This window comes from Kitasatospora indigofera (assembly GCF_014655955.1).
GTDB lineage: Bacteria > Actinomycetota > Actinomycetes > Streptomycetales > Streptomycetaceae > Kitasatospora > Kitasatospora indigofera.
Window position 1 is genome coordinate 48,277 of sequence record NZ_BNBO01000008.1, and the last position, 24,246, is coordinate 72,522.

The 24,246-nt window shown below is 74.3% G+C and carries 20 protein-coding genes; 16 read left to right on the forward strand and 4 right to left on the reverse strand.

Annotated elements, in window-relative coordinates:
* Nucleotides 1–27 precede the first annotated feature (27 nt).
* The 3 genes from IE329_RS10285 to IE329_RS41825 all read left to right on the forward strand — a co-directional run bounded on the left by IE329_RS10285 (nt 28) and on the right by IE329_RS41825 (nt 3,002).
* Entirely contained in the window at nt 28–1,035 is a 1,008-nt protein-coding gene (locus tag IE329_RS10285) for an EamA family transporter (protein ID WP_190210545.1), read from the forward strand.
* Nucleotides 1,036–1,171: 136 nt separating this feature from the next.
* Nucleotides 1,172–1,810: an NAD(P)-dependent oxidoreductase gene (locus tag IE329_RS10290; protein WP_190210546.1), complete on the forward strand. Its 639-nt coding sequence runs from the start codon at nt 1,172–1,174 to the stop codon at nt 1,808–1,810.
* 280 nt (nt 1,811–2,090) lie between these two features.
* The gene (locus tag IE329_RS41825) at nt 2,091–3,002 is read left to right on the forward strand and encodes an LAETG motif-containing sortase-dependent surface protein (RefSeq protein ID WP_190210547.1); all 912 of its coding nucleotides are present in this window, start codon (nt 2,091–2,093) and stop codon (nt 3,000–3,002) included.
* Nucleotides 3,003–3,154: 152 nt separating this feature from the next.
* Here IE329_RS41825 and IE329_RS10300 read toward each other — a convergent pair whose 3' ends face one another.
* Together IE329_RS10300 and IE329_RS10305 are read right to left on the reverse strand one after the other, a co-directional pair.
* Entirely contained in the window at nt 3,155–4,081 is a 927-nt protein-coding gene (locus IE329_RS10300; protein WP_229927328.1) for a peptidase, read from the reverse strand.
* A gap of 2 nt (nt 4,082–4,083) precedes the next feature.
* Nucleotides 4,084–5,415, reverse strand: coding sequence for a VWA domain-containing protein (locus tag IE329_RS10305; RefSeq protein ID WP_229927329.1), 1,332 nt, complete (start codon nt 5,413–5,415; stop codon nt 4,084–4,086).
* Nucleotides 5,416–5,525: 110 nt separating this feature from the next.
* Between IE329_RS10305 and IE329_RS10310 the strand changes: the two genes are divergently transcribed.
* The 7 genes from IE329_RS10310 to IE329_RS10340 all read left to right on the forward strand — a co-directional run bounded on the left by IE329_RS10310 (nt 5,526) and on the right by IE329_RS10340 (nt 14,214).
* Entirely contained in the window at nt 5,526–6,491 is a 966-nt protein-coding gene (locus IE329_RS10310) for an ABC transporter ATP-binding protein (RefSeq protein WP_190210549.1), read from the forward strand.
* Complete coding sequence (locus tag IE329_RS10315; RefSeq protein ID WP_190210550.1) at nt 6,488–7,159, forward strand: ABC transporter; 672 nt, start codon at nt 6,488–6,490, stop codon at nt 7,157–7,159. Before IE329_RS10310 ends, IE329_RS10315 begins: the two co-directional genes overlap by 4 nt.
* 219 nt (nt 7,160–7,378) lie before the next feature.
* Nucleotides 7,379–7,885, forward strand: a complete 507-nt coding sequence (locus IE329_RS10320) for a DUF1269 domain-containing protein (RefSeq protein ID WP_190210551.1) — start codon at nt 7,379–7,381, stop codon at nt 7,883–7,885.
* Between the two features lie 134 nt (nt 7,886–8,019).
* Nucleotides 8,020–9,372 carry an FtsW/RodA/SpoVE family cell cycle protein gene (locus IE329_RS10325; RefSeq protein ID WP_190210552.1) on the forward strand — a complete coding sequence of 451 codons (1,353 nt, stop codon included), beginning with the start codon at nt 8,020–8,022 and terminating at the stop codon, nt 9,370–9,372.
* A complete protein-coding gene (locus IE329_RS10330) occupies nt 9,372–10,889 on the forward strand; it encodes a penicillin-binding transpeptidase domain-containing protein (RefSeq protein ID WP_190210553.1) in 1,518 nt (505 codons plus the stop codon). Before IE329_RS10325 ends, IE329_RS10330 begins: the two co-directional genes overlap by 1 nt.
* Before the next feature lie 234 nt (nt 10,890–11,123).
* The gene (locus tag IE329_RS10335; RefSeq protein ID WP_229927330.1) at nt 11,124–12,608 is read left to right on the forward strand and encodes an amino acid permease; all 1,485 of its coding nucleotides are present in this window, start codon (nt 11,124–11,126) and stop codon (nt 12,606–12,608) included.
* A 172-nt stretch (nt 12,609–12,780) separates the two neighbouring features.
* Nucleotides 12,781–14,214: a glycosyltransferase 87 family protein gene (locus IE329_RS10340; RefSeq protein WP_190210554.1), complete on the forward strand. Its 1,434-nt coding sequence runs from the start codon at nt 12,781–12,783 to the stop codon at nt 14,212–14,214.
* A gap of 59 nt (nt 14,215–14,273) precedes the next feature.
* Here IE329_RS10340 and IE329_RS10345 read toward each other — a convergent pair whose 3' ends face one another.
* A complete protein-coding gene (locus IE329_RS10345; RefSeq protein ID WP_190210555.1) occupies nt 14,274–15,980 on the reverse strand; it encodes a penicillin-binding transpeptidase domain-containing protein in 1,707 nt (568 codons plus the stop codon).
* Nucleotides 15,981–16,170: 190 nt separating this feature from the next.
* A complete protein-coding gene (locus tag IE329_RS10350) occupies nt 16,171–17,961 on the reverse strand; it encodes a dolichyl-phosphate-mannose--protein mannosyltransferase (RefSeq protein WP_373311151.1) in 1,791 nt (596 codons plus the stop codon).
* A 213-nt stretch (nt 17,962–18,174) separates the two neighbouring features.
* Here IE329_RS10350 and rsmI point away from each other — a divergent pair, with 213 nt between their 5' ends.
* From rsmI to IE329_RS10380, 6 genes are all read left to right on the forward strand, one after another.
* The gene (rsmI, locus tag IE329_RS10355; protein ID WP_190210556.1) at nt 18,175–19,032 is read left to right on the forward strand and encodes a 16S rRNA (cytidine(1402)-2'-O)-methyltransferase; all 858 of its coding nucleotides are present in this window, start codon (nt 18,175–18,177) and stop codon (nt 19,030–19,032) included.
* 214 nt (nt 19,033–19,246) lie between these two features.
* Nucleotides 19,247–19,672 carry a hypothetical protein gene (locus tag IE329_RS10360; RefSeq protein ID WP_190210557.1) on the forward strand — a complete coding sequence of 142 codons (426 nt, stop codon included), beginning with the start codon at nt 19,247–19,249 and terminating at the stop codon, nt 19,670–19,672.
* Nucleotides 19,673–19,813: 141 nt separating this feature from the next.
* On the forward strand, nt 19,814–21,433 hold the full coding sequence (gene metG, locus IE329_RS10365) for a methionine--tRNA ligase (protein WP_190210558.1): 1,620 nt from the start codon (nt 19,814–19,816) through the stop codon (nt 21,431–21,433).
* Complete coding sequence (locus tag IE329_RS10370; protein ID WP_190210559.1) at nt 21,433–22,311, forward strand: TatD family hydrolase; 879 nt, start codon at nt 21,433–21,435, stop codon at nt 22,309–22,311. The genes metG and IE329_RS10370 overlap by 1 nt, the downstream gene beginning before the upstream one ends.
* A gap of 93 nt (nt 22,312–22,404) precedes the next feature.
* A complete protein-coding gene (gene rsmA / locus IE329_RS10375; RefSeq protein ID WP_190210560.1) occupies nt 22,405–23,319 on the forward strand; it encodes a 16S rRNA (adenine(1518)-N(6)/adenine(1519)-N(6))-dimethyltransferase RsmA in 915 nt (304 codons plus the stop codon).
* Nucleotides 23,316–24,245 carry a 4-(cytidine 5'-diphospho)-2-C-methyl-D-erythritol kinase gene (locus tag IE329_RS10380; RefSeq protein ID WP_190210561.1) on the forward strand — a complete coding sequence of 310 codons (930 nt, stop codon included), beginning with the start codon at nt 23,316–23,318 and terminating at the stop codon, nt 24,243–24,245. Before rsmA ends, IE329_RS10380 begins: the two co-directional genes overlap by 4 nt.
* Nucleotide 24,246: the final 1 nt, after the last annotated feature.

The following is a 24,246-nucleotide window of genomic DNA, read 5'->3' on the forward strand; positions in this document are numbered from 1 at the left end:
CTCTTAGCGGTGAGTTACTTTGTCTTAGTGCTAAGGAATCGGATCGGAATCATCCTGGTGACCGCGCTGGCGCCCGCCGTCTGGGGCACCACCTACCTCGTCACGACCGAACTGCTGCCACCCGGCCGCCCGTTGCTCGCCGGAGTGGTCCGGGCGCTGCCGGCCGGCCTGCTGCTCGTCCTGCTCACCCGGCGGCTGCCGAAGGGCATCTGGTGGCTCCGCGCCCTGGTGCTCGGAGCGCTCAACATCGGGGCCTTCTTCGCGCTGCTCTTCGTCGCCGCCTACCGGCTGCCCGGCGGGGTCGCCGCCACCGTCGGCGCCGTCCAGCCGCTGCTGGTCGCCGGGCTCGCGGCCGGCCTGCTCGGCGAACGCCTCACCCTGCGGACCGTCCTGTCGGCCGTCGCCGGGGTCGCCGGGGTCAGCCTGCTGGTGCTGCGCGCCGGTGCCCGCCTCGACGGGATCGGGGTCGCCGCCGCGCTCGGCGGTGCCGTCGTGATGGCCGCCGGGGTCGTGCTCAGCAAGCGATGGGTGTCGCCCGCGCCGCTGCTCGCCACCACCGGCTGGCAGCTGGTGGCGGGCGGGCTGCTGCTGCTCCCGGTCGCCCTGCTCGTCGAAGGGCCCCCGCCCGCCGGCCTGACCGCCCGGAACCTGCTCGGCTACGGCTACCTGACGATCGTCGGCGCCGCCGTCGCCTACGCGCTCTGGTTCCGCGGGATCCGTGCGCTGACGCCCACCAGCGTCACCTTCCTGGGGTTGCTGAGCCCGGTGGTGGCCACCCTGGTCGGCTGGCTCGCGCTCGGTCAGGACCTCACTCCCGCCCAGGGGCTGGGCGGCGCGATCGTGCTCGGCGCGCTGGTCACGGCCCAGCTCCGGCGGCCCGAGCGACGGGTCGCGGCCGGGCCGGACCACGCCGGGGCGGGGCCGGACCACGTCGGGGCGGGCCGGGCCGCGACCGGGACGGGCGCCGCGGGGGAGCGCCCGTCCGGTGGCGCCGGGACCGTCGCGCGGTCGGGCGCCGGCGGCCTGGTCGGCTGACCGGGCGGGGCCGTGCCGCCCGTCCGGGCCGGCCGTCGACCGCCCCGCAGCACGCAGCACGCAGCACGCAGAACGTCGAAGCCGAACGTCGAAGCCGAATGTTGAATCCGAACGCCGTACGAAGGAGCTGACAGGTATGCGCATCACCGTGTTCGGGGCGGCCGGGAACGTCGGGAGCCGGGTGGTGGCCGAGGCGCTGTCGCGGGGGCACGAGGTGACCGCCGTCGTCCGGGACGCCGCCCGGTTCGCCGAGCTGGACCCGGCCGCCCTGGCCAGGACCGGTGACGCGGGGGAGCCCGAGGACGTGGTCCGGCTGAGCAAGGATCAGGACCTCGTGATCAGTGCGACCCGCCCGGCGCCCGGCCGGGAGGGGGAGTTCGCCGCCACCACCCGCGCGCTGCTGGCCGGCCTCGCCCGGACCGGCGTCCGGCTGCTGGTGGTCGGCGGGGCGGGCAGCCTGACCGTGCCGGGTACCGGTGGCGCCCTGGTGACCGACGACCCGGCGTTCCCCGCCGGCTGGCGGCCGATCGCCGAGGCCTGCGCCGAGCAGTTGGCGGTCTGCCGGGCCGACACGGCGGTGGACTGGGCGTACCTGAGCCCGGCCGCCCTGCTGGAGCCGGGCGTGCGCACCGGCGGGTACCGGCTGGGTGCGGACGAGTTGCTGGTCGACGCGCGGGGCGAGTCGTCCATCTCGATGGAGGACCTCGCGGTGGCGCTGCTCGACGAGGCCGAGCGGCCGCGCCACCACCGGGCCAGGTTCACCGTCGGGTACTGACGGCCGGTCCCTCCGGCCGGCGCCCGCGGGCCGGCCGCAGGGCCCTCGAACGGCCCGTCCGGCGGCCCCCTCCGCACCCCCGCCGGCCGGGAGGCGTGACGGCGTCAGATCCCTACGTGTACGGCCGACCTGAGGTGACCTGCGGCCGGCCGCGCGGCCGGTGACCCAGCCGCGGGCGGCCGGGTTCGCTCGTGTACTGTCACCCCTTCGCACCACTAAGCTCCCGGCCGTGTTACCCCGCACCGGGACCAGGCGATCACCGCTTGAAGGAGCATCCCCCGTGACCCGATCACTTCGCAGGTCGCTGCCGGCGCTGGCCGCTGTCGGCATAGCCGTGACCTCCCCCGTCCTCCTCGCCGGCACCGCGCAGGCCCATGGTTCGCGCTGCGACTCGGTCAGCGTGCAGTACTCCGTCGACAACGGCGCGCACTGGACGGAGGACGGCCGGCTGTCCGAGCCGTCCACCAAGATCCAGGTCCGCCTCGACCCCAAGTCGAAGCCCGCCGAGGGCTGCGAGTACAAGGTCTCGCTGGCCTCGTACAACACCGAGGGCCCGACCTGGGCCAAGTCCGGCACCCAGACCTTCCTCGGCTGGGACACCACGGTGCTCAGCAGCGACAAGCGTCAGGCCACCCTGGACGTCACCAAGTACGCGCCGACCTGCTTCGGGCAGATCGACCTGTACGGCACCGACAAGAAGCACGACGGTGTCAGCGCGCCGCTGCCGAAGTACCCGAACGCGGTCTTCCCGAAGGACCTGATCACGGCGTGGAACGGCGGCAAGCCGTGCAAGCCCACCCCGACGAACAGCCCCAGCCCCACCGCCACGGTGAAGCCGTCGACCTCGCCGTCGCCGACCGCCACCGTCTCGCCGACCGCCACGGTCACCCCGAGCACCAGCGCCAGCCCGTCGGCCTCGGTCTCGCCGTCGGCGACCCCCACCACCTCGGCCACGCCGACCACCTCGGCGACCCCGAGCTCGTCGTCCTCGGCCCCGGCGCCGGTGCCCACCGACGCGGGCCCGGTCGGTAACCCGACCGTCGCGCCGGTCTCCACCACGCCGTCCGAGAACCTCGCCAGCACCGGTGGCAACAGCACGCAGACCATCGCCATCTCGGCCGGTGGCGCCGCGCTGCTCGCGCTGGGTGGTGGCGCTGTCTTCCTCAGCCGCCGCCGCGCCGGCCGCAGCTGATGCCGTGCCCGCCCGGGTCTCCCGGGCGGGCGGCGTCCGCCGGGCCGGCCCTGAACAGGCCGGCCTGACGGACGGAAGGGCCCGGCCGGAGAGATCCTCTCCGGCCGGGCCCTTCGCCGTGCTCCCGCCGCCGTCCGGCGTGCGGTTGGCGGTCAGCGCTGCCCGGAGCCCGGGTACTGGCCCGGGGCGGGTGCCTGGCTCGACCCCTGCGGCTGGGCCTGCGGCGGGACGGCGCCGTACCGGGCCGGCCGCCGCCCGCGCGGGTGGCGGGTGAGCGTGTAGCCCGCGACGCCCGCCAGGGCGGCCAGCGCGCCGCCGGCGACCGTCCAGAACCAGCGGCTGTTCCAGCCGGAGAACCAGCCGGTGTACCAGTGCGACTCGGGCTCGGCCGGGGCGGCCGCGCGGGCGCCGGCGGCCGGCACCGCGGTGCTGCCCGGAGCGGCGGTGGCACCGGCGTTGACCGGCGGCACCAGCGGCGCCTTCAGCGAGCCGCCCTCGGGCTGGGCGTCGTCCTGGCCGCCCTTGGTGGCGATGTGCAGCTGGACGGAGGCGGCGAGGCCGAGGTCCTGCTGCGGTGCGTCGGCCACCGAGAGCCGGACGTAGTACGTGCCCGGCAGCGGGTCGCCGGACCACGGCTCGGCCCAGGAACGGACCTGGCGCAGCGTGCAGCCGAGTGCCAGGGAGGCCGCGGTGGCCTCGCCGGTCGCGTTCTGGGTGCCGGCGGTGCAGGACTGGCGGCGGCGCAGGCCGTCGAAGACCTCCACGCTCCAGGTCTGCGGGCCGTGCCGGTCGGCGGCCGGGGCCAGCGTGACGTTCAGCGAGAGGGTGGGCGTCTGGCCCTCGGCCGCGGCGAAGGCCCAGTAGAGGTAGTCACCGGTGGACGCGGACACCTTGGCGTCCTGGCCGGGCGCCAGCGTGGTCGCGGTCAGGAAGGTGGTCCCGACCTTGCTGCTGGGCGCCGTGCTGCTCGCCGAGGGCGAGGGGGACGGCGAGGCGGCCGAGGCGGCGGGGGCCGCCAGCGGCACCAGCACCGGGGCCAGGGCGAGGGCGGCGAGCGAGGTCCTGAGAGGGGTACGCATGGTCAGTTCTCCCGCCAGACAGCGATGCGCCAGCGTGCGATCCAGCCGAAGAGCAGGCCGGTGAGCAGGCCGGCGAGGGTCAGCACCAGCAGCAGGATCCAGCCGTGGCCGAGTCCCATCGCCGGGCCGTCCGGGGCCGGGGAGGCCGCCGCCAGGTCGACGGTCAGCTCCAGCGGCAGTCCGGGATCGGCCGCCACCCCCGGCTGCGGGGCCAGCGAGTTGCTGATCACCAGGCAGACGTCCGTCCGGGCGGCGCCGCTCGGCGAGGCCGAGGCCGAGGCCGAGGCGGTCGGCGAGGCGGAGGTCATCGAGGCCGACCAGCGCAGGCCGGTGGAGGCCACGTCGGTGCGGCCGCTGCCCGCGTCGGTGCCCCGGACGAGTTCCTGTCCGGCGGTGCTGGTCGCCTGCAGCAGTACGCCGTAGTCGCGGGCCACCGCCCGGTCGACGGAGACGCTGACCGAGGCGCGCAGCTCCTGGCCGGCCTGCACGGGCACCCGGTAGACCCGGTGCTCGGAGAACTTCTCCCGGTCGCTGTAGACGCCGGGGGTCAGCACCGGCGCGGTCGCGCAGGTGTCGGTGCCGGCGGTCTTGGTCGGGGTCACGGTGTAGGTGTCCACCGAGCGGTCCACCAGCTGCTTCACCTTGTCGGTGAGCTGCTCCTGGGTCCGTACGTCGGTGTAGGTGCCGCCGGTGGCGTTGGCGATGCAGAGCAGCTGCTGGCGGGTCTTGTCGTCGTGCGCCAGGCCGAGCGTGTCGACCACCAGGTGGATGCCCTGGGCGGCGAGTTCACGGGCCACGTCGCACGGGTCCGGCGGGGCGCAGGAGTCCTCGCCGTCGGTGATCAGCACCACCCGGCGGGTGGTCTCGCCCTTGCCGAGGTCCTGGGCGGCGCCGCGCAGGGCGAGGCCGATCGGGGTCCAGCCGGTGGGCCGCAGGGTGGCGACGGCGGTCTTCGCCTCCACCTTGTTGGTCTTGCCCACCGGGAAGAGCTGCTTGGTGTCCAGGCAGCCCTGCGCCTTGTCGTCGCCCGGGTAGTTGGCGCCGAGGGTGCGGATGCCGAAGTCGGTCTCCGGCGGCAGGGCGTCGATCACCTCGTTCAGCGATTGCTGGGCCACCGAGATGCGGCTCTTCCCCTCGATGTCGGCGGCCCGCATGGAGCCGCTGACGTCCAGGACGAGGTCGACCTTGGGGGCCTCCCCGGTGGCCTTGGCGGTGGCGCCGCCTGATGGTTCGTCGGCATGGGCGGGCAGGCCGCTGAGCAGCGCACCGCCCGCTATCGCGAGAGCGGCCAACAGGCTGCCGAGCCTGGCCGTCGGTCGTCGGTCGGTAGTCACCCGGCGAATCCTAGGGATCATCAGTTCGCGATGGCGAACGCGGGGGCCGCCCTGACGCCGTCCGAACACGCGGCGAACTACCCTGCCGAGCAAAGGGATGGGGGCGGCGGATGCGGTTGGACGGTGTCGGCAAGCGCTACGGCCGGGGCGGGCGGTGGGTCCTGCGGGGCGCCGACCTGGCCCTGGAGCCGGGCGCGCTGGTGCGGATCGAGGGGCCCAACGGCAGCGGCAAGTCCACTCTGCTCAAGCTGGCCGCCGGGATCGAACGGCCCAGCGAGGGGCGGGTGCGGCGGCCCCGGCGGCGGGCGTACGTGCCCGAGCGGTTCCCGCCCGCGCTGCCCTTCGACGCCCGTACCTACCTGGCCGCGCTCGGCCGGGTGCACGGACTGCCGGCCGCCGAGGCGCGCCGGCGGGCGGACGGCTGGCTGGAGCGGCTGGGGGTCACCGCCCAGGCCGGCACCCCGATGAGCCGCCTCTCCAAGGGCACCTGCCAGAAGGTCGCGGTCGCGCAGGCCCTGCTCGCCGAGGCCGACCTGCTGCTGCTGGACGAGGCGTGGACGGGACTGGACCGGGCGGCCAGGTCCCTGCTGGACGAGGCCGCCGCCGAGCGGGCCGCGCTCGGCGGCGTCGTCCTGTTCGTCGACCACGACCCCGGCCGCCTGGCCGGACTGGCCACCGACGGCTACCGGGTGGGGGAGGACGGGGCGCTGCACCGCCTGCCGGCCGACGCGAGCGGGGAGGGCGGGGCGCCGGGCCCCCTGGTCGAGATCGACGCGGACTCCCCGGACGGCCCGCTGGCCGGGCTGCTGCCCGCCCGGCTGCCCGGCGACCCGGAGCGCACCCCGCTGGCCGGCACCGCCGTGCGGCTCACCGTCCGGGCCGGGCAGTCGGACGCGCTGCTGCGCCGGCTGCTCGACGGCCCTTCGGCCGTCCGGGTGCTGGCGGTCCGTCGCCTGACGGACCCGGTGGCCGAGGCGCCGGCCGCCGGCCAGGGGGACGCCGAGGGCGGCGGGGGCCGGGATGCGGAGCCGGCCGGGGCCCCGGTCGTGGAGCCGGTCGTGGAGGCGGCCCCGTGAGGGCGCTGGTCCGCTATCAGGCGGCCCTGCTGCTGCGCTCCTACGGCTGGCTGCCGCCCGTCCTGGCGTACACGCTGCTGATGGTGATCGCCGTGTCGATCGGTGATCCGCTGCTCGGCAGCCAGGCGGTCGGCGCGGCGGTGCTGCTGCCGGTCACCGCCTGGCTGGTGCGGGTGGTGGTGACGGCGGAGCCGGCCGCCTCGCGGGCCTGCCTGACGGCGGTGGCCACCGCCCCCCGGGTGCAGGTGGCGGCGCTGCTGACGGCGCTCTCGGCGGGCCTGCTGCTGGCGGTCGGCGGGACGCTCGCACTGTGGGCGGTGAGCGGCCCGGTCAGTAACCGCAAGGTGCCGCCGGCGCCGCTGGGGGCGGCCCTGTCGGCCGGCCTGCTGGCCTCCGCGGTGTGCGTCCTGCTGGGGGTGGCGGTCGGCGCGCTCTGCAACCGGCCGGTGCTGCTGCGCGGGCAGTACGGGATCCCGCTGGCGCTCGCGGCGGCGACCCTCGCGCTGGTGGCGCCGCTGTCGCCGGCGAACGCGGCCGTCCGGGAGCTGGTGGACGCCTCGCGGTCGGGGCGGGTGGGCCAACCGTGGGCGGCGCTCGTGCCGGCCGCGGTGCTGCTGGCGGTGGCCGCGGCGGGCGCCTGCGCGCTGGCGGGGCGCCGTACCGGCTGAGCGCCGCCGGGGCGGGGCAGGTGGCGGGCGGGGCGAGTGGCGGCCGGGGCAGGTGGCGGGCGGGCCCGCGGTCGCCGGGCGGCAAAAACGGGACACACCGGCACCAAAGGAAATAAATATGGCTATTGCTCGCTAGGGTGACGCGCAGGGCCAGGGGGCCGCCGTACCGGCTGCCCCGCGCCCGGCCGGCACGCTCGACGAGTTGGAAGGACCTCCCCCGTGAGCAACCTGTTCGCGATCGCCTACCCGGATGTCGCCACCGCCCAGGCGGTCCGCAGCGAAGCCCTCGGCCTGCAGAAGCAGAAGCTGATCGACCTGGAGGACGTGGTCGTCGTGGAGCGCCGCGACGACGGCAAGATCAAGCTCCACCAGGCGGTGAGCACCACGGGCGCGGGCGCGGCCTCCGGCGCGCTCTGGGGCGGGGTGATCGGCCTGCTCTTCTTCATGCCCTTCCTCGGCGCGGCGATCGGCGGCGCCACCGGCGCGGCCGTCGGCGCCTCCACCGACATCGGGGTGGACGACAACTTCATGCGCACCGTCGGCGAGAAGCTCCAGCCGGGCAGCGCCGCGCTGTTCCTGCTGGTCCGGACGGCGACCGCGGACAAGGTCGTCCCGGCGCTGGCCCAGTACGGCGGCGAGATCATCCAGACCTCGCTGTCCGACGAGGCGGAGGAGCACCTGAAGACCGCCATGAAGTCCGCGCAGGCGCACACCGCGGGCGTCTGAGGCTCCTCCCGCGGCACTCCGGGGGCGGGCGGGCGGCGGCCGCGCCGCCCCCGGGGCCGTCCGTGCGGCCCCCGCGACCGGGGGCCGGGCCCCGCCCGCCCGACCCACCCCGACGAGCCCCGACAGGACGGTCCGTGGCGACCCCATCCGCGGTGGCGAGGTCGACCCCCCGGCCCCGGCCGGTGCGCACCCGCCGCAACACCGAACTCGCCCTGGTGCTGGCCGCCGTCCTGATCGCCGTGCTCGGCTACATCGAGGTCGGCGTCAACATCGACGGCTCGGTGCCCTCCGGCGCCGCCGGGTACGGTGCGGCGCTAGGCGTCCTCGCCCTGCTGGCGCACGGCGTGATCCGCCGCCGGGCGCCGTACGCGGACCCGCTGCTGCTGCCGATCGCGATCCTGCTCAACGGGGTCGGACTGGTCGTCATCTACCGGCTGGACCGGGCCACCCCGCGCAGCGAGGCCGCCCCCACCCAGCTGCTCTGGTCGACCCTCGGGGTCGCGCTGTTCATCGGGGTGGTGCTGCTGCTGCGCGACCACAAGCGGCTGCAGCGCTACGCCTACAGCGGCGCGCTGGTGGCGCTGGTGCTGCTGGTGCTGCCGGTGCTCTTCCCCCCGGTGTACGGCTCGCGGATCTGGATCACCGTCGGGCCGCTCTCGTTCCAGCCGGGCGAGTTCGCCAAGATCCTGCTGGCGGTGTTCTTCGCCGCCTACCTGGCCGTCCACCGGGACGCGCTGGCCCTGACCGGCCGCCGGATCTGGGGGGTGCAGCTGCCGGTCGGCCGGGTGCTCGGGCCGGTGCTGCTGATCTGGGCGGCCTTCGTCGGGGTCCTGGTGCTGGAGACGGACCTCGGCACCTCGCTGCTCTTCTTCGGCCTCTTCGTGGTCATGCTCTACGTGGCCACCGCCCGCAGCGGCTGGATCGCCATCGGGCTGCTGCTGGCGGCGGTCGGCGCGGCCGGCGTCGGCCGGCTCTCCCCGCACGTGCACAGCCGGGTCACCGACTGGCTCGACCCGCTCGGCTCGATCGAGGCCGGCCGGGGCGCCAACCAGATCGCCCAGTCCCTGTTCGCCTTCGCCTGGGGCGGCCTGCTCGGCACCGGTCTCGGCAACGGCCACTCGATCCTGATCGGCTTCGCCGCGAAGTCGGACTTCATCCTCGCCACCATCGGCGAGGAGCTCGGCCTGACCGGCCTGATCGCGCTGTTCCTGCTGTACGCGCTGCTGGTCTCGCGGGGGTTCCGGACGGGCATCGCGCTCACCGACCCGTTCGGCCGGCTGCTGGCGATCGGGCTGGCCGCGATCGTCGGCATCCAGGTCTTCGTGGTGGCCGGCGGCGTCCTCGACCTGATCCCGCTGACCGGCATGACGCTGCCGTTCATCGCCCAGGGCGGCTCCTCGGTGGTGACCAACTGGATCATCGTCGCGCTGCTGGTGCGGATGAGCGACGTGGCCCGGCGCCCCGCGCCGCGGCCGGAGGAGGGCTGATGCCGCGCCGGGGCCGGGCCGGCTCCTCGGCGGGCGGCCCGCAGGGGCTGCCGGGCATCTCCACCACCGGGCGCCGGGCCGGCACCTTCTGCGTGCTGCTGATCGTGGCGCTGGCCGCCCAGGCCACCCGGGTGCAGGTCTTCCAGGCGAAGGAGCTCGACCACAACCCCGCCAACCAGCGCCTGACGGTGGAGCGCTACAGCCAGCCGCGCGGCAACATCCTGGTCGGCCACGACACCGTGACCGGCTCCGTCCCCACCGGCGGCCGCTACGACTACCGGCGTACGTACACCGACGGCCCGCTGTACGCCGCGGTCACCGGCTACTCCTCGCAGACCTACGGCAACACCCAGCTGGAGGGCACCGAGGACGACGTCCTCTCCGGCACCGACCCCCGGCTGGCCGGCTGGGCGCTGTGGGACGCGATCGCCCGGAAGCAGAACCCCGGCGGTGACGTCTACACCACGATCGACAAGGCCGCCCAGCAGGCCGCGACGAAGGGCCTGGGCAGCCAGAAGGGCGCGGTCGCCGCGATCGAGCCCGCCACCGGCCGGATCCTGGCGCTGGCCAGCACCCCGGGCTACGACCCCGGCTCCTTCGCCGGCACCTCCGCCGCCGACCAGCAGGCCTGGGACAAGCTGCAGGCCGACACCAACCAGCCGATGCTCAACCGGGCCCTGCGGCAGATCTACCCGCCGGGCTCCACCTTCAAGGTGGTCACCGCGGGGGCGGCGCTGGCCGCCGGCACGGTGACCGACATCGACGCGCCGACTGGGGCCCCCTACCCGTACGTGCTGCCCGGCACCACGACACCGCTGGTCAACGACACCCCGGTGTGCAACCGGCCGAACCTCTCGCTGGACACCGCGATGATCTACTCCTGCAACAGCGTGCTGGGGTACCTCGGGGTGCGGACCGGGCTGGACGGCATGCTCTCGACGGCGCGGGACTTCGGCTTCAACGACGCGAAGCTGGACATCCCGTTCCGGGCGGCCCGCTCCAACTTCGACGAGAAGATGGACGAGTCGCAGCTCGCGCTCTCGTCGATCGGGCAGTTCGACACCGCCGCCACCCCGCTGGTGATGGCCATGGTCGCGGCGGGCGTCGCCAACAACGGCACGGTGATGTATCCACAGCTTGTGGACAGGCTGACCCGCAGCGACGGCACGGCCGTGCAGGTGATGGAGCCGCGGACGTACAAGCAGGCCCTCAGTCCGGCCGTCGCCGCCCAGGTCCAGCGGCTGATGACCGACGTGGTGGAGAAGGGCACCGGCACCAACGCGAAGATCCGCGGCGCCACCGTCGGGGGCAAGACCGGCACCGCCCAGCAGGGCGTCGACAACACCGGCACCCCGTACGCCTGGTTCATCTCCTGGGCCAGGCCGGCCGGCTCCGGCGAGGTGCCCCCGGTGGCCGTCGCCGTGGTCGTCGCCGACAGCGACGCCACCGACGTCACCGGCGGCGGCCTGGCCGCCCCGATCGCCCGCTCGGTGATGCAGGCGGTGCTGGGCGGCTGAGCCGGCGCACCCCTACCACCCGGTACGGCGGTACGTCGCCCGCGAAGTGTCCGGTTTGTGCGGACATACTCGACGAATCGTCCAATGCGACCGTCCGGACTGTTCGTTTGCGACACTGGTGCATTCGCGGGGTACTGTCCCATCTTTGTTCGGTTGGTCCCCGATGGCACCCCACGGCCCATCGGGTGACCGGCGGCAAGGAACACCCTCTCCCCGCCCAGAAGGATCCACGTTTTGGCCAGCACCACCACCCTCGGCGAACGACTCCTCAGGCGGAAGCCCGTCGCCACCCTGATCGCGGAGAGCGAGGGCCGGGACGAACTCCCGGCCGGCGCACCGGCCGGCGGCGGACGCTCGGGCATCCACCTGAAGCGCACGATCGGGCTCTGGCAGCTCTCCGCGATCGGCATCGGGGCGACCGTCGGCACCGGCATCTTCTTCGTCCTGAGCAGCGCGGTGCCCGACGCCGGGCCCGCCGTCATCCTGTCCTTCGTCCTGGCGGCGGTCACCGCGGGCCTCACCGCCCTCTGCTACGCCGAGATGGCCTCCGCCATCCCCGCCTCCGGCTCCTCCTACTCCTACGCCTACGCCACCCTCGGCGAGGGCGTGGCCTTCGGCGTCGGCGTCTGCCTGCTGCTGGAGTACGGCGTCTCCGCCTCGGCGATCGCCGTCAGCTGGGGCGAGTACCTGAACAAGTTCCTCGACCTGGCCCTCGGTGTGCGGATACCCGAGTTCCTGGCCTCCGCCCCGGGCCACGGCGGCTACTTCAACCTGCCCGCCGTGATCCTGGTGGGGATGGTCTGCTTCCTGCTCGTGCGCGGGGTCAGCGAGTCCGCCAAGGTCAACGCCACCATGGTCGGCATCAAGATCTTCATCCTGCTGCTCTTCGTGGTGATCGGCCTCAGCGGATTCCGCTCCGGCAACCTCAGCGACTTCATGCCGTTCGGTGCGAGCGGCGTCCAGCTGGCCGCCTCCAGCATCTTCTTCTCCTTCATCGGCCTGGACGCCGTCTCCACCGCCGGCGAGGAGGTCAAGAACCCGCGCCGCACCCTGCCGCTGGCGATCATCATCTCGCTGGTCGTGGTCACCCTGCTGTACATCGGCGTCGCGATCGCCGCCCTCGGCGCCCAGCACTGGAGCAGGTTCGACGGCCAGGAGGCCGGACTCGCCCAGATCCTCCAGGACATCACCGGCCAGAGCTGGCCGGCCATGATGTTCGCCTTCGGCGCGATCATCTCGATCTTCAGCGTCACCCTCGTGGTGATCTACGGCCAGACCCGGATCCTCTACTCCATGGGCCGCGACGGCATGCTGCCGAAGAAGTTCGCGGAGCTCTCCCCGCGCACCGGCACCCCGGTCTGGAACACCCTGGTGGTCGGCACCGCCGTCGCCGCCCTGGCCGCCTTCGTGCCGCTGGACATCCTCACCGACCTCACCAGCCTCGGCACCCTGGTCGCCTTCTCGGTGGTCTCGATCGGCGTGATCGTGCTGCGCCGCACCCAGCCCGGCCTGGCCCGCGGGTTCAAGGTGCCCGGCTACCCGGTCACCCCGCTGCTCAGCGTCGGGTTCTGCGGCTACCTGATCTACGGCCTCGACCCGAAGGTCTACCTGTTCGCCGGCGCGGCCCTCGCCGTCGCCGCCGCCGTCTACTTCGGCTACAGCGTCCACCACTCCAGGCTGAACCACATCGTGGAACCCGAACCCGCCGAGGTCGGCTGACCGGCCCGCCGATGCGGACCCCCGGCGGCCGGGCACGGCCCGTCCGCGCAGGTCAGCGCCGGGCCGCCGGTCACCTGACACGGCCGGCGGCCCCGCGTGCCGCACCGAGACACCCCGAAGCCCCTGCGCCAACTTCGCGACACGGCGCGCCCCCCGCGCCTAACCTTCCCTCATGGTGAGCACCCGCACGCCCGGCCAGCCCCGCAGCCGCGGGCGCCTCACCGGCCGCCGCAGCACGCAGGCCCACCCGGCCACGGCCACCGCCGTGCCCGGGGGCCGGGCGCGTGCCGCGAGCCGGCCCGGCGGGCGCCGCGGCTCACGGGACTTCCCGCGCCAACGCGGCGACGACCCCGGACCGGGCGGCCGCCCCGAGCCCCTGGGCCCGGCCCGGCTCGCCGCCATGCGCCGGGTCCAGCTGCTCGGCTGCGCCGTCGCCGCCGTCTGGGCGGCCGCCTTCCCGGTCGTCTCCGACCTCGCCAACCAGCGGCTCTGGGGCACCGTCGCCGCGCCCGCCTACCTGCTGGCCGGCCTGCTCTGCGCGACCCTGCCGCGCCGCCTCGCCGCCCGGGCCGCGGCCGCCGTCGCGCTGCTCGGCGCCGTCCTGCTGCCGCTGGCCCTGCTCGCGCTGCAGGGCCGCCACCAGTCCGAGGTGATGGTGGTCGAGCGCTCGGCCCGGCTGCTGCTCGGCACCGGCAGCCCCTACCTGACCCACCCCGTGGTCGTCAGCGACTACAACCCGTACCTGCCGGCGATGGCCGTGTTCGGCCTGCCGCGCACCCTGCTGGGCAACGCCGGCCCGCTGACCCAGGTGCTCGGCGACGCCCGGATCTGGTTCGCCCTGACCTTCCTGGGCTGCCTGCTGGCCTGCTGGCGGCTGCTGCGCCCGACCCGGGACCGCGGGCCGGTGCTGCCGCTGGCGGTGCTGACCGCCTCGCCGCTGATCGCCCTGGCGCTGGTGGTGGGCGGCGTCGACCTGCCCCTGATCGGGGTCTGCTGCCTGGCGATGGCGCTGGCCGAGCGGGACCGCACCGTCGCCACCGGGCTGGTGCTGGCCCTCGCCTGCAGCCTGAAGTGGACGGCCTGGCCGGCCCTGCCGGTCGCGGTGCTGCTGATCTGGCGGCTGTACGGGCGCCGGCCCGCCGTCCGGGCCGGCCTGACGGCGGTGGGTGCCGCGCTGGCGGTCGTCCTGCCGGTCGCGCTGGCCGAGCCGGCGGTGCTGCGCGAGCAGGTGGTCCGGTTCCCGCTCGGCCTGACCGCGATCCACACCCCGGCCGGCAGTCCGCTGCCGGGCAAGGTGCTGGCGGGGTTCGGCCCGACCGGGCACACCGTCTCGCTGGCCCTGCTGACGATGGGCGGCGCCGCGGTCGCCATCTGGCTGCTGGCCCGTCCGCCGGTGTCCGCCATCGCCGCGGCCGACCTGCTGGCGGCCGGGCTGGCGATAGCGTTCACGCTCGCCCCCGCCGGGCGTTTCGGCTACCTGGCGCTGCCGGCCGTGCTGGTGATCTGGCCCCGGCTGGCCGCCCACCGCTGGACGGCCCGCCGGCCGGTGCCCTGTCTGCTCAGCCTGCCGCTGGGCCCGCCGGAAAGCGTCCGGGCCGGGGCCTAGGGAACGCGAAGGGGGCGGGTACGGGAGCCTGCCCGTACCCGCCCCCTTCGGCGTGGTCGTCAGCCGCCGTTGCCGACCGCCAGCACGGCCGCCGAGGCCGGGCCGGCCGCGTCGACGCCGTGGCCGCCGCCCTCGACCATGGCGGCGACCGCCAGGTTGTCGCGGTAGGCGGTGAACCAGCTGTCGGTGGCCTGGCCGGCGGCGCGCTCGGCGGTGCCGGTCTTGCCGCCGATGTCACCCTTCAGGCCGCCCATCGGGCCGGCGGCGGTGCCGCTGTGGGCGGTGGCCGCCATCAGGGCGCGCAGCTTGGTCAGGGTGTCGGGGGAGAGCTTGCCGGGGGCCTCGATCTGCGGGAGCCCCTCGATCAGGATGGGCTGCTTGAAGACGCCGCCCTTGACGGTGGCCGCGACCGAGGCCATCGCCAGCGGGTTCATCTTGATCTTGCCCTGGCCGTAGTACTCGTCGGCCGTCTCGTCCGGGTTCTGCCCGGCGCCGGGGATGACGGCGTCGAAGTTCGGCACGCCGACCTTCCAGGTGGTGCCGAGGCCGAAGGCCTTGGCGCCGATGTCGGCCAGGTCGCCGGACTTCAGCTTGGCCTTGCCCTCGATCACGAACGCGGTGTTGCAGGAGTTCGTGAAGTCGTCCTTGAGGGTGTACTCGGGGTGCGGTTCCTCGAAGTCGTTCTTGATGGTGTGCCCGGCCGAGGTGGTCGCGGGGCACGGCATCGGGGACTCGGGGCTGAGCCCGGCCTCCAGCAGCGCCGCCGCCGTGATCACCTTCATCGTGGAGCCGGGCGCGGTGGCGCCCAGGAAGGCGGTGTTGAAACCGGTCGCCGGGGCGTTGGCGGCGGCCAGGATCTTGCCGGTGGTCGGCTCGATCGCGACCAGGGCGGCCTTGCGCTTGCCGCCCTGCGACTGGTCCAGCACGGCCTTCTCGGCGGCGGCCTGGAGCGCGCCGTCGATGGTGAGCTTCAGCGGCTTGCCGGGCTTGGGCGCGGTGATGGTGAAGAGGTTCTCCGGGGTGGCCTTGCCGGCCGCGTCCAGGATCACCACGCCGTTGCCCGCGTCCGCCGGGTCGTTGGCCGGCAGGCTGTTCTTCGGGATGCCCGCCAGCATGCTGGTCAGCGAGGCGTACGAGGCCAGCGACTTGCCGTTGCGGTCGGTCATGTTGGACGGCGGCGCGAAGATCGGCTGTGCGGTGATCGTCTCGCCCTCGGCCAGGTGCGGGTGGATCACCGACGGGGCCCAGTGCACGGAGGCGGTGCCGTCGCTCATCTTGACCACGCCGAGGAAGCCGTCGTAGCTCCAGGTGCTGGTGGTGCCGGCGAACTCGGCCTTGGCCTTGAAGGCCATCATCACCTGCCCGGGCGGCGGCGGGGCCGCGGTGGCGCCGGCCGGGGCCGAGGCGGCGGCGCTCGCCGTGCCGGTGGCCTTCGGGGCCGCCGCGGGGGAGGCACTGGTGGCGGCCGCGACGGCGGCCGCGGTGGCCGGCCCGCTGGTGGCCAGCGTCATCGCGCTGGGCTTGACCTTGTCCTTGAACGCGGTCAGCGCGGTGGTCGCGGCCTGCGGGTCGTCGGTGAGCTTGCCGGCCGCCTCCAGGTCGCCCGAGGCCCAGGCGTCCAGGAACGCCTTGCTCCCGCTCGCGGCCAGCTCTGCCGAGGGCGGCTCGGCGACCACCGTGCGCGCCTTGGGGGTCTTCGGGTCGTCGGAGGAGCCCACGAGGCTGTAGGCGCCGTAGCCCGCTCCGCCGATCATCGCGACGGACACGCCGGTGATAATGCCGATCTTCGCGCCTCTGCGCATGGTGCTGGTCCCCCAAGGGTCTGGCGACTGGCGGGCGTCCGGGTGTGGCGGACGCACGTTCGGGGACCAGCCTAGGCCGGTCCGAACCGTGCGCTCACGAAACGTGGGGGTCCCGTGATGCATCCGGTACCTGGCGCGGCCGTCCTGCGCCGCGTCAGATCCAGCTGGTGAACCACATCCGGGCACGCCAGTCGTCCATCGGTATCGTCTGCCCCGTATAGAGGGGATAGAAGTACAAAAAGTTCCACACGACGGCGAGAAGGAGCGCGCCGGCCGCCGTCGAACCGATGATCCGGCGGTCCTGCGAGGCCCCGGCCGGGCCGATCATCACCCCGACCATCATGGTCACCGCGAGCACCAGGAACGGCACGAAGGCGACCGCGTAGAAGAGGAAGATGGTCCGCTGCTGGTAGGCGAACCACGGCAGGTACCCGGCGGCCAGGCCGCAGAGCAGCGCCCCGGCCCGCCAGTCCCGCCGCACCGCCCAGCGGTACAGGCAGTACGCCAGCGCCACCACGCCGGCCCACCACAGCAGCGGCGTGCCGATGCCGAGCACCTCGCGCGCGCACTCGTTCACCTGGCAGCCGCTCTGGCCGAGCTTGGGCGACTCGTAGAAGTAGGACACCGGCCGGCCCAGCACCAGCCAGCTCCACGGGTTCGACTGGTAGGTGTGCGGGCTGGTCAGGTGGGTGTGGAAGTCGTACACCGTCGAGTGGTAGTGCCAGAGGCTGCGCAGTGCGTCGGGCACCCAGGTCATGCCGAACCGGAACGGCATCCGCACCTGGCCGAGGACCGGCAGCGGCAGGAACTCGGGGGAGAGGCCGGCCCGGTGGGCCGCCCAGTCCCGGCCGTAGCCGCCCTGCCCGGGGGCGCTGCTGCTGGCGAACCAGCCGGCGAAGGAGGAGACGTAGACGACCACCGAAGTCAGCACGATCGAGCAGAAGGCGGGCACCGCGTCCCGCAGCAGCGTCCACAGGTACGGCCGGGCGGCGCCCGCCAGCCGCCGGGAGCCGGCGTCCCACAGGACGGTCAGCAGCCCGAAGGCCAGCGCGACGTAGAGGCCGCTCCACTTGGTGGCGCAGGTCAGGCCGACGCAGACGCCGGCCGCGATCCGGTACGGGCGCCAGCCGAGGTTCATCCGGCGGGCGATCACCGCGTCGGGGGCGTCACCGAGGCGGCGGGCGATCAGGCCGCGGATGCGGTCGCGGTCCAGCAGCAGGAAGCCGAAGGCCGCCAGGATCCAGAACATCACCACGAGGTCCAGCAGGGCGACCCGGCTCATCACGAAGTGCAGCCCGTCCACGGCCAGCAGCAGCCCCGCCACGCAGCCCAGCAGCGTGGAGCGGAACAGCCGGCGGGCGATCCGGGCGATCATCAGGATCGACAGGGTGCCCAGCAGCGCCATCGCGGCCCGCCAGCCGAACGGGTTCATCCCGAAGACGTACTCGCCCAGGCCGATCAGCCACTTGCCGACCGGCGGGTGGACCACGTAGGCCGCGTCCAGCCGGTACGGGATGTTCTGCGGCGAGGCCATGATCGCCTCGTTGGCGCCGTCCGCCCAGTTGCTCTCGTAGCCGAGGTGCCAGAGCGTGTACGCGTCCTTGGCGTAGTACGTCTCGTCGAAGACGATCGCGTGCGGCGTGCCGAGCCCGGTGAACCGCAGCACTCCGCCGAACAGCGCCACCGACAGCGGCCCCAGCCAGCCGGCCCAGCGGCACAGCCAGGCCCAGAGCCGCGCCGGCGGGAAGATCCCCAGCCGGTTCAGCACCAGCGGCGGCCCGCCGGCCGAAGGCATCGGCGGCACCAGCCGCTCGGCCAGCGGGGTCCGCCCGGGCGGGCGGTGGCCGAAACGTTCCAGCGTGCGGCGCCAGGACGGCGGCCGGTCGCCGGGCGGGCCGTCCCCGGGGCCGTCCGCGCCCTCGCGCGGGGCCGGGACGGCCGGCAGGGCGGGGGACGGCTGTTCCGTCCGGCCCAGCACGTCGACGCCACCCGGCGGGGTGTGGTCTGTACCAGTAGGCGCGCCAGTCGCCGTGTCGCCGTTCACCCGCACATCGTAGGGGCGGTGTCCGCCAGGGCGGAGGCTCCCTCCGAAGCTGCCCGGTTCGTCCGGAAAGGCCGCCCGCACCGCGGTGCCCCGAACCCTGCGAGGATGGGGCCCGTGACAGGCGTACTGGTATTGGCAGGCACCCCCATCGGCGACGTCTCGGACGCCCCGCCCCGGCTCGTCAACGAGCTCGCCACGGCGGACGTGATCGCGGCCGAGGACACCCGGCGGCTGCGCCGGCTCACCCAGGCCCTCGGGGTCACCCCGGCGGGCCGGGTGCTCTCCTACTTCGAGGGCAACGAGGTCGGCCGCACCCCCGAACTGGTCGAGGCGCTGCTCGGCGGCGCCCGGGTGCTGCTGGTGACCGACGCCGGCATGCCCTCGGTCTCCGACCCCGGCTACCGGCTGGTCGCCGCCGCCGTCGAGGCCGAGGTGAAGGTCACCGCCGTGCCCGGACCGTCCGCCGTGCTCACCGCGCTCGCGCTGTCCGGCCTGCCGGTCGACCGCTTCACCTTCGAGGGCTTCCTGCCCCGCAAGGCCGGCGACCGCTCCCGCCAGCTCGCCGAGGTCGCCGCCGAACCCCGCACCATGGTCTTCTTCGAGGCCCCGCACCGGATCGCCGAGGCGCTCACCGCGATGGCCGAGGCCTTCGGCCCGGAGCGGCCGGCCGCCGTCTGCCGCGAGCTGACCAAGACCTACGAGGAGGTCAAGCGCGGCCCGATCGGCGAACTCGCGAGCTGGGCCGCCGAGGGCGTCCGCGGCGAGATCACCGTGGTGGTGGCCGGCGCCCCGCCGGCCGGGCCGGCCGAGCTGACCCCCGCGGAGCTGGCCCGCCGGGTGGCCGTCCGGGAAGAGGCCGGCGAGCGCCGCAAGGAGGCCATCGCGGCCGTCGCGCTGGAGCTGAAACTGCCCAAGCGGGAGGTCTTCGACGCCGTGGTGGCGGCCAAGAACGAGGCCGCCACGAGCAGCTGAGAACAGGGGGTGCCACCGGGGCCGCAGGCGCGTACCTTGGAAAAAAGGCCCTGGTAAACGCCCGATGATCTGAAGCTTTGGCCCGGACTTCGTACAGGGATTCCCAATACGGGTCCAAGTCTCGACAAGCCGGGCATCGACCTGGGCGCCCCGGGCATCCACCGGTATGAAAGACCCGAACCGGGCGAGGGCCCGGCGGGCGCTGGGAGACGCGATGAGCGACACAATCGGCAGCCCCCTCGGTGGCAACGCACTGAGCGACCTCGGCCTGACCAGCCGACCGCCCACCCCGGTCGAGACCGTCCGGGAGGCCTACTCCTTCGCCTGCCTGAGCTGCGGGTACGGCTGGGAGCAGGCGTACGAGATCGAGCACCACGTGGCCCGGGACGGCCACATCGTGTTCGAGTACCACGCCAACGGGGTCCGGGTGCCGTCGCCGCTGCTGAAGCCCACCTGCCCGGGCTGCGGCGGACACACCGTGCGGATCATGCGGGCGGGCCGGGTGGCCGGCACCGAGCGCTCCTTCCACCACGCCCCCGGCTACGGCGCGCACGCCGAACCGGCCGGCCCCGCCCGTCCCCCGATGAAGGAGACCCCGCGCGGGCGCCTGGCCGGGTTCTGGGCCTGGCTGCGCGGCTGACCGGCACCCGGCCGCCCGGTGCCCCGGCCCGGCCGCGCGGCAGGGCGGCGTCCTGACCGGCGGGCCGGGCCCGCACCGCCGCGCCCGGACGCCGGGAATCGGGTCGAGGGCGGCCCCCGCGCGCGACTAAGCTTTCCGACCATGGCGGCCACTGCAGACCACAGCACCACCGGGGCCCAGACCCCGGCGTACTACGTTTCCACCCCGATCTACTACGTCAACGATCGCCCGCACCTCGGTCACGCGTACACCACCGTGGCGGGCGACGTCCTCACCCGCTGGCACCGCCAGCGCGGCGAGAAGGTGTGGTACCTGACCGGGACCGACGAGCACGGACAGAAGATCATGCGGACGGCCGACGCCAACGGCGTCACCCCGCAGGAGTGGTGCGACAAGCTGGTCGAGGAGGCGTGGAAGCCGCTCTGGCAGCACCTGAACATCGCCAACGACGACTTCATCCGCACCACCCAGCAGCGCCACACCGACCGCGTCCAGGAGTTCGTCCAGGACCTCTTCGACAAGGGCGAGATCTACAAGGGCGGCTACTCGGGCCCGTACTGCGTCGGCTGCGAGGAGTACAAGCTCCAGGCCGAACTCCTCGACGGCGCCACCGAGGACGAGAAGCTCTGCCCGATCCACAAGAAGCCGGTCGAGTGGCTGGAGGAGGAGAACTACTTCTTCCGACTCTCCGCCTACGGCCCGAAGCTGCTGGAGTTCTACGCCGAGAACCCCGGCTTCATCGCCCCGGAGTCGGCCCGCAACGAGGTGCTGCGCTTCGTCGAGCAGGGCCTCCAGGACCTCTCCATCTCCCGCTCCACCTTCAACTGGGGCGTCCCCCTGCCCTGGGACGAGAAGCACGTCCTCTACGTCTGGGTCGACGCGCTGCAGAACTACATCACCGCCGCCGGCTACGGCAGCGACCCCGAGCGCTTCGCCGAGCTGTGGCCCGCCTCCGTCCACCTGGTCGGCAAGGACATCCTGCGCTTCCACGCGGTGATCTGGCCCGCGATGCTGATGGCCGCCGGGCTGCCGCTGCCCAAGCGGGTCGTCGCCAACGGCTGGCTGATGGTCGGCGGCGAGAAGATGAGCAAGTCCAACCTGACCGGCATCGCGCCGCAGGACCTCACCTCGCACTTCGGCGTGGACGCCTACCGCTACTACTTCCTGCGGGCCATCCCGTTCGGCACCGACGGCTCGTTCTCCTGGGAGGACTTCTCCGCCCGGTACACCTCCGAGCTGGCCAACGACTTCGGCAACCTCGCCTCCCGGGTGGCCGCCATGGTCGGCAAGTACTTCGACGGCGCGCTGCCCGCCGCCACCGCCGCCGGCCCCGCCGAACAGGCCGTCGCGCAGGGCCTGGCCGCCGCCGTGGCGACCGCCGACCAGAAGATCGGCGAGGACCTCGACTTCGCCGGCGGCCTCGCCGCGATCTTCGAGTTCGTCAAGCAGGTCAACGGCTACATCAGCGACCAGGAGCCCTGGAAGGTCGCCAAGGACGACTCGGAGGAGGGCCGCGCCCGGCTCGCGACCATCCTCTACACCGCCGCCGAGTCGCTGCGCGCCACCGCCGTCCTGCTCAACCCGGTGATGCCGGTGACCGCCGAGAAGCTCTGGGTCTCGCTCGGCGCCGAGGCCGGCCTCGGCGCGCTCGCCGCGCAGCGCATCGCCTCCGCCGCCGACTGGGGCCGGCTGCCCGCCGGCGTCACCGTCACCAAGGGCGAGATCCTGTTCCCCCGCCTGGAAGAGAAGCCCGCAGCCTGATGGCCCGCAAAGACGACGACCGGTCGACCCCGCCGCCCCCGCCCGCCCCGCTGGCGGTGGCGGTGGCCGACTCGCACACCCACCTGGACATGCAGTCCGGCAGCCCGGCGGAGGGCCTCGCGAAGGCCGCCGCCGTCGGGGTCGCCACCGTCGTCCAGGTGGGCTGCGACGTGGCCGGCTCGCGCTGGGCGGCGGAGCTCGCCGCCGAGTTCGAGCAGGTCCACGCGGCCGTCGCGCTGCACCCCAACGAGGCACCCCGGATCTTCCTCGGGGACCCGGACGGCTGGTCCGGGCAGCAGCGCCCGGCCGGCGGGGCCGCCGCCCTGGACGCCGCCCTCGCCGAGATCGACGCCCTCGCCGCCCTGCCGCAGGTCAAGGCCGTCGGCGAGACCGGCCTCGACTACTTCCGCACCGGCCCGGACGGCGTGGACATCCAGCAGGAGTCCTTCCGCCGCCACATCGAGATCGCCAAGCGGCACGGCAAGGCCCTGGTCATCCACGACCGGGACGCCCACGAGGACGTCATCCGGGTCCTGCTGGAGGAGGGCGCGCCCGAGCGCACCGTCTTCCACTGCTACTCCGGCGACGCCGCGATGGCCAAGACCTGCGCCGAGCACGGCTGGTACCTCTCCTTCGCCGGCCCGGTCACCTTCAAGGCCAACCAGCCGCTGCGGGACGCCCTGCTCGCCACCCCGCTGGAGCGCGTCCTGGTCGAGACCGACGCGCCCTTCCTCACCCCGCACCCCTACCGCGGGCGCCCCAACGCGCCGTACCTGATCCCGGTCACCGTGCGGTCGATGGCCGACACCCTGGGCCTGCACGAGGACGAGCTGTCCACCGCGATCGCCGCCAACACGGCCCGCGCCTTCGGCTACTGAGCCGCCCGGACGAAGGTCCCGGCCGGCCGGGACGGGACCGACCCCGGCAGGCCGTCGGACCGTGCTCACCCGCCCCGCCCGTATCCTTGCCGGGTGAGCACCACCGACCCCACCCCTGACAGCCACCTCCTGGGCGCCTCCGACATCCGGGAGCTGGCCGCCGCCCTCGGCGTCAAGCCGACCAAGCAGCGCGGGCAGAACTTCGTCATCGACGGCAACACCGTACGGCGGATCGTCCGGGCCGCCGACGTGACGGGCGAGGACGCGGTGGTCGAGGTGGGCCCCGGCCTCGGCTCGCTCACCCTGGCGCTGCTGGAGGTCGCCTCCCACGTCACCGCCGTCGAGATCGACCCGCTGCTCGCCGCGCACCTGCCGACCACCATCGCCGCCCGGATGCCCGCCAAGGCCAAGGACTTCGCCCTGGTGCTCAGCGACGCCATGGACGTCACCGAGCTGCCCGGACCGCCGCCCACCGCGCTGGTCGCCAACCTTCCGTACAACGTCGCCGTCCCCGTCCTGCTGCACATGCTGGCGACCTTCCCCAGCATCGAGCGCACGCTGGTCATGGTGCAGTCCGAGGTCGCCGACCGGCTCGCCGCCAAACCCGGCAACAAGGTCTACGGCGTCCCCTCGGTCAAGGCCAACTGGTACGCCGACGTCAAGCGCTCCGGCGCCATCGGCCGCAACGTCTTCTGGCCCGCCCCCAACGTCGACTCCGGCCTCGTCTCGCTGATCCGCCGCGAACCGCCGAGGACCACCGCCACCCGCAAGGAGGTGTTCGCGGTCGTCGACGCCGCGTTCGCCCAGCGCCGCAAGACCCTGCGCGCCGCACTGGCCGGCTGGGCCGGCTCACCCGCCGCCGCCGAACAGGCCCTGGCCGGCGCCAGCATCGACCACAAGCTGCGCGGCGAGATGCTCACCGTCGAACAGTTCGCCGCCATCGCCGAGCACAAGCCCGCCGCCGCGCCCGCGACCGCCGAGCACGAGCCCGCAGGGGAAGCCCAGTGAGCGTCACCGTACGAGTCCCCGCCAAGGTCAACGTCCAGCTCGGCGTCGGCGGCCTGCGCGGCGACGGGTTCCACGACCTCGCCAACGTCTTCTTCGCCGTCGCCCTCGGCGACGAGGTCACCGCCACCCCGGCCGCACCCGGCACCGGCACCACCCTCACCTGCACCGGCCCCGACGCCGGCCAGGTCCCGCTCGACGACAGCAACCTCGCCGCCCGCGCCGCCCGCCTGCTCGCCGCCCACCACGGCATCGAGCCGGACGTCCACCTGCACATCGCCAAGGACATCCCGGTCGCCGGCGGCATGGCCGGCGGCAGCGCCGACGGCGCCGCCGCCCTCGTCGCCTGCGACGCCCTCTGGGCCCTCGGCACCCCGCAGGAGACCCTGCTCGCCCTCGCCGCCGAACTCGGCTCCGACGTGCCCTTCGCCCTGCTCGGCGGCGTCGCCCTCGGCCGCGGCCGCGGCGAGATCCTGGAGGCGCTGCCCGTCACCGGCACCTTCCACTGGGTCTTCGCCGTCGCCGACGGCGGCCTCTCCACCCCCGCCGTCTTCCACGAGTGCGACCGCCTCCGCGAAGAGGCCGGCACCGGCTCCACCGACACCGACGTCCCCACCCCCGACGCCGACCCGGCCCTGCTCGCCGCCCTCGCCGACGGCGACCCCGCCGCCCTCGCCGCCGCCCTCACCAACGACCTGCAGAGCGCCGCCCTCTCGCTGCGCCCCGCACTGGCCGCCACCCTCGCCGCCGGCACCGAGGCCGGCGCCATCGGCGCCCTGGTCTCCGGCTCCGGCCCCACCTGCGCCTTCCTCGCCAAGGACGCCGAAGCCGCCGAGGCCGTCGCCGCCGCCCTCACCGCCTCCGGCACCTGCCGCACCGCCCGCGCCACCCACGGGCCCGTCCCCGGCGCGGCCGTCCGCACCGGCTGAG

Excerpts from the sequence above, each read along its gene's own strand:
- IE329_RS10310 (WP_190210549.1), top strand. The coding sequence starts at position 5,526 with ATGCGGTTGGACGGTGTCGGCAAGCGCTACGGCCGGGGCGGGCGGTGG.
- IE329_RS10360 (WP_190210557.1), top strand. The coding sequence starts at position 19,247 with ATGAGCGACACAATCGGCAGCCCCCTCGGTGGCAACGCACTGAGCGAC.
- IE329_RS10370 (WP_190210559.1), top strand. The coding sequence starts at position 21,433 with ATGGCCCGCAAAGACGACGACCGGTCGACCCCGCCGCCCCCGCCCGCC.
- IE329_RS10330 (WP_190210553.1), top strand. The coding sequence starts at position 9,372 with ATGCCGCGCCGGGGCCGGGCCGGCTCCTCGGCGGGCGGCCCGCAGGGG.
- metG (WP_190210558.1), top strand. The coding sequence starts at position 19,814 with ATGGCGGCCACTGCAGACCACAGCACCACCGGGGCCCAGACCCCGGCG.
- IE329_RS10300 (WP_229927328.1), bottom strand. The coding sequence starts at position 4,081 with ATGCGTACCCCTCTCAGGACCTCGCTCGCCGCCCTCGCCCTGGCCCCG.
- IE329_RS10340 (WP_190210554.1), top strand. The coding sequence starts at position 12,781 with ATGGTGAGCACCCGCACGCCCGGCCAGCCCCGCAGCCGCGGGCGCCTC.
- IE329_RS10290 (WP_190210546.1), top strand. The coding sequence starts at position 1,172 with ATGCGCATCACCGTGTTCGGGGCGGCCGGGAACGTCGGGAGCCGGGTG.